Source organism: Burkholderia sp. BE17 (assembly GCF_009362305.1).
GTDB classification, from domain to species: Bacteria; Pseudomonadota; Gammaproteobacteria; order Burkholderiales; family Burkholderiaceae; genus Burkholderia; species Burkholderia pyrrocinia_C.
Window position 1 is genome coordinate 1 of sequence record NZ_WHNU01000070.1, and the last position, 15,909, is coordinate 15,909.

General features: G+C 61.2%; 13 protein-coding genes and 1 pseudogene. 11 read left to right on the top strand and 3 right to left on the bottom strand.

The genetic code is table 11. The features are described 5' to 3' along the window. The 8 genes from virB10 to GD429_RS38225 all read left to right on the top strand — a co-directional run. A partial coding sequence (gene virB10 / locus GD429_RS38190; protein WP_227792141.1) for a type IV secretion system protein VirB10 occupies positions 1-722 on the top strand: 722 nt, incomplete at its 5' end. Then, a complete protein-coding gene (virB11, locus tag GD429_RS38195; RefSeq protein ID WP_152865151.1) occupies positions 719-1,837 on the top strand; it encodes a P-type DNA transfer ATPase VirB11 in 1,119 nt (372 codons plus the stop codon). The genes virB10 and virB11, both read left to right, overlap by 4 nt. Positions 1,838-1,846: 9 nt before the next feature. Continuing rightward, positions 1,847-2,221 (top strand): hypothetical protein, encoded by a 375-nt coding sequence (locus tag GD429_RS38200; RefSeq protein ID WP_152865153.1) that lies wholly within the window; start codon positions 1,847-1,849, stop codon positions 2,219-2,221. Then, on the top strand, positions 2,218-3,936 hold the full coding sequence (locus tag GD429_RS38205; protein ID WP_152865155.1) for a type IV secretory system conjugative DNA transfer family protein: 1,719 nt from the start codon (positions 2,218-2,220) through the stop codon (positions 3,934-3,936). The genes GD429_RS38200 and GD429_RS38205 overlap by 4 nt, the downstream gene beginning before the upstream one ends. Then, a complete protein-coding gene (locus GD429_RS38210; RefSeq protein ID WP_152865157.1) occupies positions 3,933-5,789 on the top strand; it encodes a PriCT-2 domain-containing protein in 1,857 nt (618 codons plus the stop codon). Before GD429_RS38205 ends, GD429_RS38210 begins: the two co-directional genes overlap by 4 nt. A gap of 56 nt (positions 5,790-5,845) precedes the next feature. After that, a complete protein-coding gene (locus GD429_RS38215) occupies positions 5,846-7,369 on the top strand; it encodes an LPD7 domain-containing protein (RefSeq protein WP_152865159.1) in 1,524 nt (507 codons plus the stop codon). A gap of 8 nt (positions 7,370-7,377) precedes the next feature. Continuing rightward, a complete protein-coding gene (locus GD429_RS38220; RefSeq protein ID WP_321575126.1) occupies positions 7,378-7,914 on the top strand; it encodes a plasmid stabilization protein in 537 nt (178 codons plus the stop codon). A gap of 1 nt (position 7,915) precedes the next feature. Further along, on the top strand, positions 7,916-8,929 hold the full coding sequence (locus GD429_RS38225) for a relaxase/mobilization nuclease domain-containing protein (RefSeq protein ID WP_152865161.1): 1,014 nt from the start codon (positions 7,916-7,918) through the stop codon (positions 8,927-8,929). Between the two features lie 17 nt (positions 8,930-8,946). On the opposite strand, the gene GD429_RS38230 is transcribed toward GD429_RS38225, so the two are convergent. Beyond that, positions 8,947-9,378 (bottom strand): hypothetical protein, encoded by a 432-nt coding sequence (locus GD429_RS38230; protein WP_321575127.1) that lies wholly within the window; start codon positions 9,376-9,378, stop codon positions 8,947-8,949. A gap of 1,022 nt (positions 9,379-10,400) precedes the next feature. Between GD429_RS38230 and GD429_RS38235 the strand changes: the two genes are divergently transcribed. From GD429_RS38235 to GD429_RS38245, 3 genes are read left to right on the top strand one after another with little or no spacing between them, the layout of a single operon-like run. Further along, complete coding sequence (locus tag GD429_RS38235; RefSeq protein WP_321575128.1) at positions 10,401-10,853, top strand: hypothetical protein; 453 nt, start codon at positions 10,401-10,403, stop codon at positions 10,851-10,853. Positions 10,854-10,863: 10 nt separating this feature from the next. Next, the gene (locus GD429_RS38240; RefSeq protein WP_152865164.1) at positions 10,864-11,571 is read left to right on the top strand and encodes a P-loop NTPase; all 708 of its coding nucleotides are present in this window, start codon (positions 10,864-10,866) and stop codon (positions 11,569-11,571) included. Further along, complete coding sequence (locus GD429_RS38245; protein ID WP_227792143.1) at positions 11,549-12,295, top strand: hypothetical protein; 747 nt, start codon at positions 11,549-11,551, stop codon at positions 12,293-12,295. Before GD429_RS38240 ends, GD429_RS38245 begins: the two co-directional genes overlap by 23 nt. 47 nt (positions 12,296-12,342) lie before the next feature. Here the strand turns inward: GD429_RS38245 and GD429_RS38250 are convergent. Together GD429_RS38250 and GD429_RS38255 are read right to left on the bottom strand one after the other, a co-directional pair. Next, positions 12,343-14,576 (bottom strand): annotated as a pseudogene (locus tag GD429_RS38250) (ParB N-terminal domain-containing protein). A gap of 131 nt (positions 14,577-14,707) precedes the next feature. Next, the gene (locus GD429_RS38255; RefSeq protein WP_152865166.1) at positions 14,708-15,541 is read right to left on the bottom strand and encodes a DUF932 domain-containing protein; all 834 of its coding nucleotides are present in this window, start codon (positions 15,539-15,541) and stop codon (positions 14,708-14,710) included. Positions 15,542-15,909: the final 368 nt, after the last annotated feature.

Sequence of the window (15,909 nt, forward strand, 5' to 3'; positions counted from 1 at the left end):
GTGGTGCACCTTTCCCGCTTACCGCCGGCGTAAACGGCGGTGCAGGCGCGTCAGTTCAAGGTTCGGGGTCGATGGGGGGCGGGCTCGCCCAGGCGCTGATGCCGACCGTGACACCGCGTGTTCAGGCCGGGACGCTCGGCAATCGGAGCCTGGTGCTTGCGCAGGGCGCCAAGATCGACTGCGCGGGGGATACGGCGTTTGATTCGACCGAGGCTGGCTTGTCGACTTGCACGGTGACCAAGAACGTGTATTCCGACGACGGCCACGTCGTGCTGATTGAGCGGGGTTCGCAGATCAACAGCCAGTATCGCTCGAACATGTCTCCGGGACAGAAGCGGGTATTCGTGCTGTCGGCCCGTATCAAGACACCCAACGGTGTCACGGTCGAGATCGATTCGCCGGCGGCCGACGCACTCGGCCGCATGGGCATCGACGGCTACGTGGACAATCACTGGAGTCAACGCATCGGCGCCGCAATGCTGCTTGGCATTGCCCAGGACGCGATCGGCTATCTGTCGACGCGCGGCGGCAACACCAACGGATCGGTGGTGTTCCAGAGCACACAACAGCAGGGCAACGACATGGCCACGCGTGTGCTCGACAGCACGATCGGTATCCCGCCGACGCTCACCCAGAATCAGGGCACGGAGTTCACGATCGTGATTGCGCGCGATCTCGACTTCGGATCGGTGTATGCCCTGCAGCCGGAGGGTACGCGATGATGATTCGCTCGCACCAGCCAGATGCCTCGCGCGACGCGGTGCTCGCTCGGTTACCCGACGACGCATCCGTGCGCGAACTGATGCGACCGTTCGCACCGCTGCTCGACGATCCCGACGTGACTGAACTGGTGATCAATCGGCCGCAGCGCGTTTTGACCGAGAACTCGGTCGGTTGGCACGGCCACGATTACGCCGATCTCGATTTCGACCGGCTGATGTCATTCGCGGTGTCGGTGGCCACCCTGACCAACCAGGAAGTATCGGCGCAGCATCCGATTCTGTCGGCGCTGTTGCCGGACGACGCGCGTATCCAGATCGTGGTTCCGCCGGTCGTGCCGGCTCGGACGGTGTCGGTCACGATTCGCCGTCCGTCCCCAGACGAAAAGACGCTCGATGCATGTCGCGACGAGGGGTTGTTCGACGATACGGTATGGCGCAGGCCGGACGGACTCGATTCAGCGCTGCCGTCCTTGCGCGCCGAAGACCGGAAGCTCGTCCAGCGCCTGGAAGAGCATGATTGGGTCGCATTCTTCGAACGCGCTGTCACGAGCAGACTCAACATCGCGGTGGTTGGCAATACAGGGTCAGGCAAGACCAGCTTCATGAAGACACTGTGCGTCTCGATTCCAGCGACCGAGCGGATCGTGACGATCGAGGACGTTCGGGAACTGTTCATCCGGCACATCGAGAACTGCGTGCATTTGCAGTACAGCAAAGGAGGGCATGGCCAAGCGCAGGTGACGCCCGCAGACCTGATCGCGAGTGCGATGCGCATGCGCCCGGACCGTGTGCTGCTGCCGGAATTGCGCGGTGCCGAAGCCTACGATTTCCTGAAGCTTTTGACGACAGGACATGCAGGCTCAATCACGAGCTATCACGCACCCAATGCGACCGTCGCGATCGAGCGGTTCGCGCTGATGGCAAAGGAGCATCCGGAGGCTGCTGCCTGGGACGATGCCGCACTCAAGAGATTGTTGTTCCTGACAGTCGACGTCGTCGCACACATGGAATCACACCCGGTGTTCGACCCAGACGGCAAACAGACAGGCAGGCGCTGGGGCATGACTGAAGTCTGGTTCGATCCGGGGCGCAAGGCGCGCACCGTGTTTGTATAGGAGGCGACCATGGATGATTCGTCTTCGTCTCTGCGCCAGCATGTTCGGACAGCTCTAGTGACCATGGTCGCGCTAGCTTGCTTGATGGTCGGATTGGCCGCGTCGCTCTGGCTCGCGTCGTTCCTCCTCTATGCCAGCCTGCACATTAATCCGTTACATGCGGGACTGTGGGGCGGGATCGAAGCGGTGCTGATGTGGCGAGACGGAATGATGCCGAACATCGGGCGCAAGCTCGTGGGGGCGGCGCTGTTTGGCGTACTCGTGTCCTTGGGTGGTCCGGTATTCGGCGTCCATGCGCTATGGGCGAGCTCGCGTCGACGTCGGCTCTATGGCAGTGCGCGCTTTGCGAACGAGTCGGAAATCCGGCAGGCGGGCCTGCTATGACGACGCACGCCCACCTCAATGCACCGCCTGCGATTGTTGTGGGGATATGGCGCGGTCGCTATCTGCGGTTTGCAGGTCAGCAGTTTGTGCTGCTTGCTGCACCTGCCCGTTCCGGCAAGGGTGTCGGCGTGGTGATCCCGAATCTCCTCACCTTTCCGGATTCGGTGGTGGTGCTCGACATCAAGCAGGAAAACTATGCGGCTACAGCCGGATTCCGCCGCGCGAATGGGCAGGATGTGTATCTGTTCAATCCGTTTGCCGAAGATGGCCGGACACACCGCTACAACCCGCTGTCGGCGATCTCCGATGGCTTATTCCGGGTGGGCGACATTCTCGCGATCGGCTATGCGCTGTATCCACCAGGCGGCCACGACGATTTCTGGAAAGACCAGGCGCGAAATCTGTTCCTCGGCATCGTGCTTCTGCTGTGCGAATGGCGCGATGCGCACCGGGCCGGCAAGGATGCGTCGATTCCCGATTTTCCCGTCACGATGGGAGAAGTGCTGCGGCAGTCGTCGGGCAATGGCATGCCGGTCAAAACATACTTGCAGCGAGCGCTGGTCCGGCATCGCGGCTTGCTCTCGGGACAGTGCGTAGATGCGCTAAATCGCTTTCTGTCCAATGACGACAAGGTGCTGGCGAGCGTGTTGGCGACCTTCAATGCGCCGCTGACGATCTGGGCCAATCCGATTGTCGACGCAGCAACGAGCGCGAACGATTTTGATCCGCGTGATCTGCGGCGCCGACGTATTTCCATCTATATCGGTGTCACACCCGATCATCTGTCGGAAGCAGCCTTTATCGTGAACCTGCTCTTTTCGCAGATTATCAACTTGAACACGAAGCAGCTGCCCGAAGCCGATCCTACGCTCAAGTTTCAGTGCCTGCTTTTGTTCGACGAGATGACGGCGATCGGAAAGATCCACATTCTTCCGCGCGCTATTGCCTATATGCCGGGCTTCAACCTGCGCGTGCTGTCGATCGTGCAATCAATCGCGCAATTCGAATCCGTTTACGGGCGATCCGATGCCCGTACCATCATCACGAACCACGCGATGCAGATCCTCTATGCGCCGCGCGAGCAGAAGGACGCGAACGAATACTCGGAAATGCTCGGTACGTTCACCGACCAGTCGCGCAGTGTGAGCCGCCCCCATGCATTCTTCGGCGGCCGGGGTGGCTCGAGCGAAAGCGTATCCGAACAGCGCCGGCCGTTGCTGCTGCCGCAGGAGTTGAAGGAACTGGAGCGAGATAAGGAAATCATCCTGCTCGAAAACACCAAGCCGATTCTGGCCGACAAGATTTGCTATTGGCGCGATCCCGAGTTCGCCTCCCGCGTTGTGCCCGCGCCGTCCGTGCCCGCCCTGAACATGGCGCATTTCTCTGCGGTGGTCGAGCGCCGATTGCGCGACTTGCATCCTGATGAACTCGACCCGGAGGGGGCGGAGCTCATCCATCTTCCGCACGAGTACCTGGAAGTATTGCAGGGGTGGAATCCGCGTGATCTGCCGCCGAATCTTGCCGACATCAGCGAGGAGGAGGCTGTGGCCTACGTGGAGCGGCATTTCATGCTGCTGGGCGTGCCGGTCAGTAAGGTTGGGCAGGCGAGACGTTGCCTTAGCGTGAACGATCTTGATGTGGCTGAGCTCGATTTTGTTGAGCCGGCGCGTCAGGCAGCCGTGAGCGGTCCGCCAGTCGTGGGAGCCCGGCAATGACGACATCCTATGTGGATGATGTGGACCGCGCACGTGCAGCGCTTGCCGTGATTCCGGCCGACGACTACGAGACCTGGGTCGACATGGCGTTCGCGCTCAAGCAAGGATTCGGCGACGAAGGCTTTGAAATCTGGGACGCGTGGAGCCGGACGGCCGCCAACTACAACGAGCGTGCGGCCAGAACCACATGGCGCTCGGCCAGTGCATCGGGTGGCAAGACACTCGCTACGCTTTTCTGGCAGGCGCGTCAGCACGGCTTCGATCTGAAGCGGGCGAATTATCCGGATCGCATGACCGCCGTACTGGCGGCGTCACCCGAGGTGTTGGCTCAGCGCGCACGGGAGGAGGCTCAACTGCAAGCACGTCACGCAGCTGTTGCCCACGAGGCCGCATCGATCTGGCAGTGGGCTAGGCCAGTCGGCCCGGACCATCCCTATCTTGTGCGTAAGCGCCTTGAACCTACATACACGCTGCGCGAGCTCGATGCACTCGAACTGCGTGCGCTGCTCGGCTACCTGCCGGCCAGCGAGGAAGTACCGCTGAATGGACGTGTTTTGATTGTGCCTGTTTGGAATGGATCGATCTCGACGCTCGAACTGATCGACGAACACGGGCGCAAATCGTCCTTGGCTGGCGGCGTGAAGCGAGGGGGTTATTGGACGACGGAGCCGATATGGGTTCCGGCCAGCGCACCCTCGCGGGTTCTGATTGCGGAAGGTATGGCGACGGCATTGGCGGCTTCAAGAGCCACTGGTTGGTTCGCGACGGCGGCGCTGTCCAGCGGGAACCTGGGGCTGGTGGCGCAGAGCTTGCGTGAACAGTATCCCATCGCGGAACTGATCGTGCTAGGTGAACTGGGTAGTGGCGAGGCGCAGGCGCGGCGTGCGGCGGAAGATGCGAGGGCGCATCTGGTTTGGCCACGATTCGCCGCAGATGCGCGTATCCACGATAGGGTGCCGAACGACTTCAGCGACATGGTGGTGCTGAGCGGACGAGAAGCAGTCGGCGAATACCTGCGCGCCATGGTGCGTTCTGTTGTAAGGGCGGATGGTGAATTGGAAATCTCCACCGAATCCGGCGTGACCGTGGTTGAGCTCAATGAGCATGAGGAGGGCGGAAAAGTGAGCAACGTCAAGGAAAAGCTGGTGGCAGAAGATGACGGTACGTCGCGTCGCCGGTCCTCAAAGCGCGGTGCACCGAAACAGGCGACGCCGGATGCGCCGGCAACGGATCGTGCATCTGGCTCGGCATCACCCTCGGTGGATGCTCCGCCTGACACTCTGCCCGTTGCGGCGCCATCGGCTGCCGATCCACCTCGATTTGCGTCGACGCGTCCGTCAATCGGCGAGCCGTTGTTCGGCGTGGGTGACGTTCCGAACGAGGTCAAGGCGTTGGCGGAGCATCGGTTTGGCTCACCGCTGAGGCTGGGCACACCGCGCGAAAACGGTGGCCCCTATAGGGGGGAGGTGTTCAATACGGAACACTATCTGATCCAGCAGGTCGCGACACGCAGTGTCGTGTTCCATCGCAAAGATCGGATGACGTTCGTGTCCGATCGTCTGAAATTGATGGATGAAAACGCCCGGTTGAACGGATCCGAGTTGCAAGTGGGTTATGACGGCGACCAGGCGAAGGTCTATCCGTGGGACCGGGCGCGCGATCTGCTGGAACGTATGGTCGGTTCGCTGAAGAAGTCGGCACGTGAGTTGAATTACAGCCCCAATCTGGAGGGGATGCTCGATCAATTGCAGGCGAGGTCTTGGATGCGCATCCGCGAAGCGCGTGCGGTCGCCCTCGAGAAGTCGCGGGAACAGGAAGCGTCTCGCGAAGCCGGTTCAATGCCCGACCGATAAAGGATACCGGCATCGCGCCGACATTCAATGCCGATCTCTAGAATGCGAGGTGCCACATGGCTCTGAGAACCTCCGCGGACGAAGCCGGTCCGGCTATCAACGTGATCGAACAGGATTTGCCGGTCAACAGTGGCGGACCGGCTGCGTCGGACGAACGTCGGGGCAGGCTGGAATCGGCTGCACTAGCAGCCGTATCTGCTCGGCGCCGGCGTGAATTCGATGCCGCCCGAGCGAGATTGCGAGAGCAGGCAATCCGTGACGATGCCACCACGCTGCAGAAGGCGGAGACTCGCTCGCCGAGCGGGACGCTGGCCGACACGGATCTGTTTGGTGTGCCGCTCGACCAACCGCCCGAACGCGTACGCAAGCGTTACTTGCGGGCGGGCAACCAGTATTTCCTGAAGGACGCGCCGTATCAGCTCGCGTTCGAAGATCTGGGGCCATACCTCGTCACCGAGCACAACCGGCCGGATGTGGTCGAGTCGATGATTGACATGGTGCACGCGAAATCGTGGCGGCGCATTCGTGTGTCGGGCCACGAGGTGTTTCGTAGCGAGGCGTGGTTGCAGGGCACGCTGCTTGGTATTGAGGTGAGCGGCTACGAGCCGAAAGCCGCAGATCTGGCGCGTCTGACCGATGCGCGGCAGGCGCGGTTGGACAATCGCATCGAGGTGGTTGCGCAAGTCGGGGCGCCAACTGCCACGAGCGCGCTGGCTCGCGCAGATAATTCAACTATGGCTTCAAGCGCACCGCGAGTCGACGTAGGTGCGAATGGCGATCCAAACTCTCCATCCACAGCGGTCCGTGTGTCGGCGTCGGAACCGCCTATTCCTGAAGGCAGCCAGAGTGCTGCAAACGACGAGGCCGATCTCCTGCGGCGATACGTTGGAGAACTGCGTGAGCATGGTGGCGCCCCGTATCAGCACAATCCAGCGCGCAGCGACTCGTACTACGTCGTGTTTCGCGATGAGGCGGGCGTTGATCAGGTCGTGTGGGGTGTGGATCTCGAACGTGCGGTGCGCGAGGCGAGTGCCCAGATCGGGCAGCAGGTGATACTCGAAAATCTCGGCAAACGCCTCGTCACCGTGCGAATGCCGATCCTGAATGAGGAAGGAAGGGTGATCGGTGAAGACGAGAAGGTCGTGCATCGCAATACCTGGCAGGTGGAGATCGTGCAGCGGGGCCATGACGTTGCAGCCTCACAGAAGCCGAACTATCCGCGGGATGACGACGTCCGGTCTATAGACTCACTCGGTGCTCCAGTCGAGGAGACCGCGGTGCACGGCAGTCACGATGCGCGCCATTTGGGCAGCGAACGGGCATTGCATGTGGCCGTGCTCGCGGCCGCCATGCGCGAACAGGGTTTCAGCGAGCGCTCCGTTACCCGTGTGCGGCAGCACGCTGAACGCATGCTGGCGGCGTTCCAGCACGAGGGCATTCCGGTCCCGACGCCAAAGGTATTCGATCCGAGTGCGCCATCGGGTCGGGATCGTCGTAAGCATCAGGCTGCCGAACGCACGCCTAGCCGCGAGATCGAGCGCGCGCCATCCGAGCCGTCGCCATCATCACCGTCTCGCTGAGGTGAGTCGTGGTCGTGCGCGAGCGCTTGTGCGTTGAACTCGGGGCCATCAGATGGCGCTGGGACGACTGGTGTGCTCGCCGAGGTGTGACGGCGGGCGAGGGTGTGCGTCAGTTGATCGCAACGGCTATCCGTGACGATGCGGACGGCGAATCCAGTACGACCATGCGGCGCCTGCCTCGACCGGTCGTTGGGGAGCCGCGTCATCGCATCGAAATCCGACTGACCAGTGTGGAACTGAACGCGGTTGAGCGGTGCGCCGCAGCAATGGGCCTGCACAGTAATCGCTGGGTCGTGTCGCTGGTTCGGGCGCAATTGACCCGGGAACCGCAATTGGGCGAGCCCGAATTGAGTGCACTGTTCGTATCAAACCAGCGACTTGCTGAGATCGCCCGTTTGTTGGGTCAACTTGCACGTGCCGACGAAACCGAACCCGTGCCTCGAGATTTGATGTCCGAATGGGCGGAATTGCGAAAGCGCGTTGACGAACACCTTCGTACGGCGGCCGCGATCATGCGTGCGAACCTCGATCGATGGAGCCGCTGACATGCCATACTCGAAAATCTACATCGATGCAATGCTCGTTAACTGGGGCGACCGCCTGTTTCATGATCCGCTACGGCACGCGCAAGCGTCGCGACTCTCACATGTGGGTATTCGCAACGCCGCCGCGCGCATGCGCGCGCAGGTCGCCCGCACGCTCAAGCGCTCGCCGGAAGTGATGATCAAGATCACCAACAAAGCGGCGAGTGCGCAGGGCATGGGAGCCGTGCGTCGACATCTGCGCTACATCTCTCGTAACGGCAGAATCGAACTGGAAGATCAGAACGGTGACCGTATTGAAGGCAAGGATGCGCTGAGCGATCTCGTGAAGACTTGGCAACTTGGCGGATGGGGCATCCCCGAGACCAGCAAGCGGCGCGAGACTTTCAACATCCTGCTGTCGATGCCACCGGGAACGGATCGGAAAGCAGTGCGCGATGCGGCGCGAGATTTCGCGGCACTTGAGTTCGGTGACGGCAGGGCATACGTTTTCGCCGCGCACAACGACGAAGCACATCCGCATGTGCATCTGAGCGTGCAGGTACGTGGTCCGGATGGCCATCGCCTGAATCCCCGCCACAAGGATCTTCAGCGATGGCGTGAGCGTTTTGCGGAGAAACTGCGTGAGCACGGTGTCGAGGCGAATGCGACGCCTCAGCGTGTGCGTGGCGTGACGCAGCGCTACCCGAAGCAGCCCGTCGTCCATATGGTCGCGCGTGGAGAAACGCCGAGGTACTGGAAATCAATGCCAACCGATGCTCAGCGCGATGCAGTATGGGTCGCGCAAGGTGGCGTATTTACCGCCTGGCGAGAAATCGCCTACGCGATGGCGAGGTCGAGCGTGCGCGAGGATCGCGCGATGGCCGTTGAAATGGCGTACTTTGTCGGGTCCATGCCGGTACAACGAAATCGACCAATGGTAGGGCGTGAGCCGAATGATAGAGGCGAGAAGTCGGATCTTCAGGTGCCAGATACGGTAGAGCGTTCCGGCGGCGCCAGGCAGGACGTGGAACGTTGATGGTCACAGCGTTGGGTTCATTCCCGATCGGAAAACCACGCTGGTCCAGCCTTAAATGTCACGACAAGCAGAAACAGGAACGTGATCGCGAGAAGCGGGATGCCGTAGACTGCCACCGGAAAAAACAGCACAAGCTGCAGGATCGACCCCGGAACACCGTATTTGGGTGCCGTGTTCCTGACGTTTTCGTAGATCAACCGGATGACTGCCGCAAGCCCCATTGCCATGAGGACGAGACCCGCCCACGTCGGTTCGTGATGCAGTAGTGCGGTTCCCCATCCGACGTATCCCCACCATGTGAGATTAATACCGACTGCGGCAAGCCAAAACCCACGTGCCGTGAAGAAACTGTAACCGTACTGGCGTCGCGAGTGACGACTAAAAAGCTGAATGCCCTTTGCAATCGTGATGACGATACCAAAGATGATCGCAAGTTTGAGAAATTCCACGGAACATTCCTCCAGAACGTGGCCGCTATTGGGGCGCCTCCTTTGCCGACATGAACGGATCCGGAGCGGAATGTGATGAGTCGGCTGACCAGCATTCCAATATAGACGGATAGGCCAAGAACGGAAAGTTTGGACGTCGAAAAATTTTAGTGGGTCGTTGTTCAGCGAATCTCCCTATGCTGAAGAGCTCAGGTCTCGCTATGAGCGAAGCTATGGACGGAGGTGAACAACGTTGGAGTGCTTGGTAGCGCGCGCTGCAGGCGTTGATCTAGAAAAAATTTGGGACATCGGACCGGCCTTGGTTTTCGAGGAGCGTCGCAATGGCGCCCAAAACCGGCGGTAGCCTATCCTGCCATCACTTTTGCAATAGCGTTTTCCCGTTGCTTAGTTGGATGCTTTCCGTGAGGTCGGCCCTTCGAGTCTCCGAGGTCGTCCTCGCAATTCTGCTAGCCTTCGGCAGAAGGTCGGCTCGCGTCACAGGTCTGTGCAGACGGCCGGTCGGGTCAAGCTCGTGAGGTCGACACTGTGAGTTCGTTCCCTTTGGCGCTACAGTTCGTGAGTTCCGGGCCGCGAAACTGAGAAGGGCGCTCCCTCGCGTCGCTTCAATCGGCAGTCACAGTTTGACTGGTTGCAGCCAGATGTCGGCTCGCTCCAGCGGCTCGGTTTGCGATGTGCGGTTAATCAGTCTATATCGGTGCGCCATAACGTCTGCGAGTGCGAACGCTGGCGTTGGTCGGCTTCGTCCGTCGCTGTTGCAGGTTCGGCGACCGTAGTTCGCGGCTTGCAGTGCCTTTGGTTTGCTGACGACCGTGCGGTAGTTTGCGGAACCGCCCGTTCCGCCTGCGCGCCTCGATCTTCGAAGTTGTTCGCTCGCAAAAGCCTCACAAAAAATTTTTCTGTTCCGTCTATTTCCGAAGCGTTCCAATCGTTTCCGAAACTGCTGAACGCGCGCCGGACAGGGTATTGACGCGCCTTTTATTGATTCGCATGATGATCGAGAAGGTGACGTATGGGAGCGAATCGTGCGGGGTGCAAAGAGCTATACGCGGGCGCAGTGGGACGACTTTTTCCGTACGCTGGAAGCATTGCCCGAGAAACCCCGGAACGAGCAACGCATCACGGTCAGCGACGCGATGAAAGAGAAGCGCGTGCAGATTGCAGCGACCCAGGCGAAGGGCTATACGCTCGAAGAGATCGTCCAGGAGGCTGGGCGGAAGGGGATCGACGTCAGCATCGGCGCGATCAAATATGCGTTGTATCGTCCAGCGCCTTCCGATGAGATCTCCGAGGCAACCGATACGCGAGGCAGGGGTAGAGGACAACCGCCGTCGGGTCGAAAGAAAGCAGAAAAGCGCGCAGGAAATGTGCGTGACGATACACGACAGCAACGGGAAAGGGGCGTAAGTCAGCCGGGATCAATGCAGATTCAGGACGCGTTCTCCTGTGAGATCAGGCCTGATATTGAGAACCTGTAGGAGATTGACCATGGATTCGACCCAACCCATATACTTGGTCGGCGGTAGCAAGGGCGGCGTTGGCAAAAGCATGGTGACGCTTGCTCTCGCCGATCACCTGCAGCGGCGGGACACCCACGCCGTTCTGGTCGAAACGGATACGTCCAATCCTGATGTCATGAAAGCGCTTCGGGATGAGGTGAAGTGCGCGGCGTATGACCTCGACGATGCGGATGGCTGGATCGGCTTCGTCAACTTTTGCGATATGCACCGGGGCGCTGCCGTGATCGTGAACACGGCAGCGCGCAATCAGACGGGAGTGGCCCGATACGGTGGGACACTGGCCCGAACGCTTGACGAACTGGAGCGACAACTCGTCGTGCTGTGGGTCATCAACAGGCAGCGCGACAGTTTAGAGTTGCTGCACATCTTCGGGCAGACGTTCCCCGATACAGTGACGCACGTCGTGCGCAACGGTTACTTCGGCACGCCCGACAAGTTCGCGCTGTATCAAGAGTCGCAGCTTCGTAAATCGATCGAAACGAAGGGCCGTTCGCTTGATTTTCCTGACCTTGCCGATCGCGTTGCCGACGAGCTGCGCAGTCAACGTATCTCGATTCGCAAGGCGACCGAGACCATGCAAATCGGTCAGCGCGCGGAGCTGTTCCGCTGGCGTGAGTTGTGCGACGCCATGTTTTACAAGGTGATCAGCACCGATGGCCCGGACCATGAGCAATAGGCGGTCGAGGCCCATCGATCCGCTCATCCGCCTATTTCGCGAGGTGTCGGGCGATGTTCCTGACGAAGCCAGCCTGGCTCGCATGCGCCGGGTGTCCGGCGCTCTGAATCTACGTGACAACGACGCGCTATGGGCGATGATTGCGGTTCTCGAATACTACGCACGGTTGTACGAGGCTATGCCCGAACGTATCCGATGGGCCAGCGAGGGAAGCCTCGAAGCCGCGCGCCGGGAAGTCGGCGGTGCGACCGAAGCATTGATGCAGCAACATCAGGATGCGCTCGAGCGATGCAAGGCAACGATCCAATTGGCGGAAAACCTGATACAGGAACACGAGGCGGGGTATCGGGCAGCGCTGGCGAGCGTGAATGAGACGGCGATGACGGCCTTGATCGAACGCATGTCACATCGCGTATCGAGCGCGGCAGGCAACAGGCTGATTGGTGCGGTGGCGACTTCAGCACGCGAGCAACGTGAGCGATTGGACGACACCATTAGCACGTTCGAAATGGCAGTCGAGGCGTCGGCGGCGCGGGTGGAGGCAATGGCGACCCGAATGGAAAAAGGTTTCGCGCGATCGATGCATCGGTTATTGGTGGCTGGGTGTGCCGTGCTTTGCCTGCTACTGGTTGTAGCCTCGGGCGCAGGCTGGTGGATCAGATGCCATGTGGCAGGCGCGGACTGTCGCGCAGTGCAGCTCCGGCAGGCAGACGGCAGGCCGTAAGGGGCGCTGCCGTCTGCTCTGTCGCGCACTGAGGCATTGTGGCTATGTTACGCGGTGCGCGAGTCAGCTTGCGCCGAGTTCAGTGTAGTGCTAGTTGGAAAGGGCCACGGCGGCTGATGGGTGTCGGTAGCGGAAGGCGCTTCCGGGCAACGCGTGTTGTTGACGTGCTTGTCGCCGTCGCTGGTATCCGACTCAGCATCGGCATCGTCGTTGCCGTCTGCACCGCCGCCATCTTCCCCGGTACCGGCGTCGTCCTCATCTTCGTCGCGGGCAGCCCATGACGGCATGGCCAGGGTGTCGCGGTCGGTGAGGATTTCCGGGAGCCATGCGACGTTGGCGAGCCTCAGTTCGGCGGCGGCAGCGGCGTCGGCCTTTTTCATCTTTGCGAGATCAGCGGCCGCCTTTGGTGAGACCGCTGCGGACACGACCTCGGCGATGCGGGCCTTGCTGACATGGTCAAAATACGCGGCGCGAGTTGCCTTCCAGTACTTGGTCATATCGAGGTTGAGCGCATCCGCGAGCGCATTGACGGCAAGCGGCTTTTCCTCGCTCGCGATGCCGTCGAGCAGCGTACCGGTACAGAAGGCGAGCAGATCGAGCAGCGTCGTGCCGGAGTCCTGCTGGATCAGCCAAGGGAGCAGGTCGGATCGTTTCGCGGGCAGTTCCTCGACCCACCGTGCGCGCTGCGCTTCAATAGCGCTCCATGCTGGGCTCTCGGTCAGGTCGTCTGCCGCGTGCAGCAGACGGTCGCGATTGTTTTGTCCGGACAGTGTCAGATAGTTCGGCGCGGACGTATAGCCATAGTGCTCGGGCAGCGCCTGCGGGATCAGATGCCGCAGCAGCGCTGCCAGTGCGACGGCGGGTTGCGCGACCAGTTCGGCATGGATGGCGGCGGCGCGGTGCGCGGTCAGCCGCTGGCACAGCTTCGAACTGTGCAGGGGTTTGACCTTCGGAGCCTTCGTGTCTGCTCTGTTGGGGGCGTCGGCTGCGGGCATACCCGTGACGGTCGTGCCTGCCGCGTGCAGCGCAGCGCCGTTCTCGCTCCGCACGAGGCCCCGCTCAACGGTGAGTTCGCCCTGCAAGCCGACGATCATATATGCGCCAGCCTCGGCCATCTGCGCGGTATTCCACAGAACGGCGCGGCTTTCGATCGCCGCGATTGCGGCATTTGCCCGCTCGATTTCGAGGTCGAGGCGTTCGGCTTCCTCGTAGGCATTTTGATCGTCCTCCGACAGTGCGTCGAGTTTTTCGGCGAGTTCATCGCGTTGCGCTGTAAGCGCGTCGAGTTCCCGCTGCTCGTCCTCGGTGTACGGGCGCTGGACCGGTTGCAGTTTGCCGTAGCGATTCAGTTCCAGCAGGTCGCGCTCGACCCGCGTTTCAACCCAGCCCCAGCCTTCGGCGCGGACTTCCTCGGCGGCGGCATCGAGCTTCTGCGCGACCAAACGTTGCAGCAGGTCGGCATCGGCAATGTAGCCCGCATTTTCGTCATCACTGAACAGATCGCGACGCACATAGCCACCGGCTGCCTCGTAGACCGCAAGGCCAACGAACCGCACGAGACGGCTTCGGCTCGCGTCGATCTCGGCGCGCGTGATTGCCTGCCGCAAATGGTGCGGCTGACGCTGCCACTCGTTTGCCTCATACCAGAGACGTTCCTGTGTTTCGTGGTCGTCGGCGACAGCAAGCGCGGACAGTTGGTCAAGCGCAATAGCGTCCTCGCGCAGCAGCGCAAGCAGCTTGGGCGATACGTTGGCGAGTTGCATACGCCGTTTGACTGTAATGGGCGACGCGGAAAAAAGTGCTGCGATGTAATCGACGCTGCGGCCTTCCTCGGCCAGCATCCGGTATGCACGCAACACGTCGAAGGGGTCCAGTCCCTCGCGCTCGCTGTTCTCGATCAGCGAAATCGCAAGCGCTTCACCTTCGCTAACGATCCGAACGGGTACGGGATAGTCGGCGGCGATATGCTTTTGCTCGAACAGCAGGTCGAGTGCGGCTTGGCGTCGCTGGCCTGCGCAAACGCCGTATTTACGGTGTTTCCCGCGCGAGCTTTTGGTTTCGTGGACGACGAGATTTTGCAGCAACCCTTTCGCGCGGATGTTGGCGGCAGTCCTGCGATGCCAGCGAGAGGCTTCGTGCGAACGTTCAGCGGTGAGCGTTGCAGGCTCGAATACGGCACGGTCACGACGGGCTGCTCGTCGCCGAAGTTCGTTTCGAGGATGGCTGTGGATTCGATGGCGTCAGCGGCGGTGCTGACAGTTTCGACATTCTGGGCTTGCATGATCGACTCCGGAAAGTTGGAAAGAGGGTGCCGGGCCAGTGCGGTGCGAATGCGTCAGAACGTGACCCGACGGGCGTTCTGGCGCAAAGGCTGAAAAGCGGGGCAGCGTGGGTGCGCCGCCCCCCACGTCGTTACGCCTTCGTCTGGCGCATGACGTCCGCGAGCATCCACAGAGCGCGGTTGAGCCTCACGTTCTCGTCGATGCCGGTGATCGGACGCGTGGACATGGCGCGGCCCGAGCGCGAGCGCCCATGCAGGCCGCCCTTCGTGAGGTTTTCCTGCACGCGGTTAAAGACGGTCCAAAGGTCATCGCGGCGATCTTCGAAGCGGCGCGGGGATAGCAGCTGACTTTCGGTAATGGGCGCGGGCGCCTCAGCGTCGGTCGGGTCATAGCGCAGCGCGAGTGCGGACCGGGCCAACGCGTGTTGTTCGTCGCGGTCGAGCGTCACGGCGCGCATGCCGTCCTTCTGTTCACGGATCAGGTCGAAACCGTCGAGCACGTCGAACGCACCGTTGATCACGTTCTGAACGACGTTGCCTTTGTGTAGCACGCGGATATCGGCGATGTCATAGCCCGCGACCATGCCGTTCTGGCAGACGAACCTGAACGTGCCCGCGATCATCTGGTAGCTGCTCGTGCCGTCGTGCGAGTTCAGAAGCACGATTTCATCGACTTCCTCGCCGGTGATCTGGTCAGCATGGCGCAGCCGGAGCATATGCTTGGTGAATTCGCGCTTGCTCTCATCTCGCACGCGAGTTTGGCAGATCATGAACGGCTGAAAGCCTTCGTTACGTAGGCCACGCAGCACCTCGATGGTGGGAATGTAGGTGTAGCGCTCGGAACGGCTTTCGTGCTTGCCGTCCGCGAAAATGGAGGGGGCTACGCGGCGAATCTGATCGTCTGAGAGGGGCGAGTCAGCGCGCAGCATCGGGGAGCCGTAACGGAAAGAGGAAGCGAGTTGCATGGCAGTTCTCCGCAGTCAAGGTTGAGGACCTGAACCGGGCGAAGGGAATGTGACTTGCCGTTGCGGCTGGACACCTCCCGGTGGAACTCGGGGTCGGCTTTGCTGCCGCCAGGCTCCCGGGTTCCCGCCCGTGCGACTGGAGGAGCCGATAGCGGGCAGGCGTCAAGGAAAAAGGCGAGGGAGGGGGCGGGCAACACGGTCCCGAGCCCCTTGATGCCTGCCCGCTATCGGCTACGGTCGCGGGTCAAGGGCGGGAAACCGGGAGTCGGGTGCATGCCATGCCGCGCGTTGACCGGGCTCTGGTGTTGCGCCAAAGGGCGCAGGCATTGCGGCGATCTGTGCCGGTCACGCCTTCGTCTGTGGCGACG